The sequence below is a fragment of the uncultured Jannaschia sp. genome (assembly GCF_947494055.1).
Lineage (GTDB): Bacteria > Pseudomonadota > Alphaproteobacteria > Rhodobacterales > Rhodobacteraceae > Jannaschia.
In genome coordinates, this window is the sequence record NZ_CANLTR010000127.1 from 1 (window position 1) to 1401 (window position 1401).

A 1401-nucleotide genomic window follows, 5' to 3' on the forward strand; every position below is an offset into this window, starting at 1 on the left:
CGAGAGCACATTCGCCACCGTCCGCCACCGAACGAAACGCACCAAGGGCTGCCTCAGCCGCAAGACCGGCTTGGCCATGGCGTTCAAGCTGATGATGTCGGCGCAGAAGAAGTGGCGCAAACTCGACGGCCGGAACCGCCTGCCAGAGATCATCAGCAGGGTTGAGTTCCGCGACGGCGTCCGTCAGCTTCAAACTGCCGCCTGATCATGCGTCACCAACTTCCGCGCATATCTCGCTCATGCGCCTTGCACCTCTCCGGTGACCGGACAGGTGTGAAGCAGGGAATGAGGCCGAGGGCTGAAGCGAAGTCGCGGGTGTCCTTGGCGGTGTAGAAGCTGCCGTTGTCGGAGAGATGCTCGACGCCAGGCGGGGTGCGATCAGCGCCGCTCGACGGCCGCGAGCATCATGTTGCGGATGTCCGAGCCGGCGATGCCCGCGCCTGCCAGCGCGACATTGGCGATGATCTCGCGGTCGAAGGCGTCAATGATGAAGGCAACGCGGACGCGTTCTCCGGTCCAGCAGCCGATCTCTAGGGCATCCGAGCACCTGCGCAGGTTCGAGGCCATGACGGCGACCTTGCCACCGTGACTACGGCCCTTACGGCGGCCGGTGAATCGCTCCAGCGTCAGGCCATGCAGGCCGAGAATGCGCAGCACCCGCTTATGGTTGACCGGCTCCAGTCCCGCGATACGGCGCTCGCGGTTCAGCAGCACCGTGAGGCGACGATAGCCGTAGGCGGGACGTTGATCGACGAGGTGCCTGATCGCAGAGAGCAGTTCGACGTCGTTCGCCTTGCGGTAGGAGCCACGTGGCTTCGAGGCGCCGGATATCCGTGTGTGGATCCGGGACCTGCTTACCTCGAGGACCTCGGCCACACGGCTTACAGGGAACCGCCCTTCAGCGGCGACGGCAAGTGCCACGTCTGTTTTTTGCCCCCGCTTTCGCCAAAGCCTCCTTGAGGATCTCGATCTCCATCGTATTGCGCCCGAGAAGGCGCTCGAGGTCGCGGACGCGGTGCTCGGGCTTACGGACCTCGGAGGCCCCGACCACCGGCTCGTTCGATCCCACGGCCATCGCACCCGCCTCGTCCATCAGGCGTCGCCACCGGAACAACAGGTTCGGTGCTACGCCGTTTCGCCTTGGGACGGCGGAGACGGACTCCCCTGGTACCAAGCTCTCCTCGATGATGCACAGCTTCTCATGGGCTGGCCAATAACGGCGTCTAGCAACGCCGGTGATGACCTCGACACGGGGGCGGTTCTCGCTGGGCATAGGCATGCCCCCAAGCACAAACTTGGCCTTCCATCGTCATGCCGAACTGACTGCACTGCCACCCAACCTTGGACCGCCGGCAGCTGGATTTTTCCGGCTCTTTCACGATGACGGGCTGGCTGCGCCAT

2 pseudogenes are annotated in these 1401 nt (G+C 64.2%); one reads left to right on the plus strand and one right to left on the minus strand.

Going from position 1 to position 1401, the window contains the following annotated elements:
- Positions 1–205, plus strand: a pseudogene (locus Q1A87_RS23415) (IS256 family transposase); the annotation flags it as partial.
- Positions 206–254: 49 nt separating this feature from the next.
- Here the strand turns inward: Q1A87_RS23415 and Q1A87_RS23420 are convergent.
- Positions 255–1273 (minus strand): annotated as a pseudogene (locus Q1A87_RS23420) (IS3 family transposase); the annotation flags it as partial.
- Positions 1274–1401 lie beyond the last annotated feature (128 nt).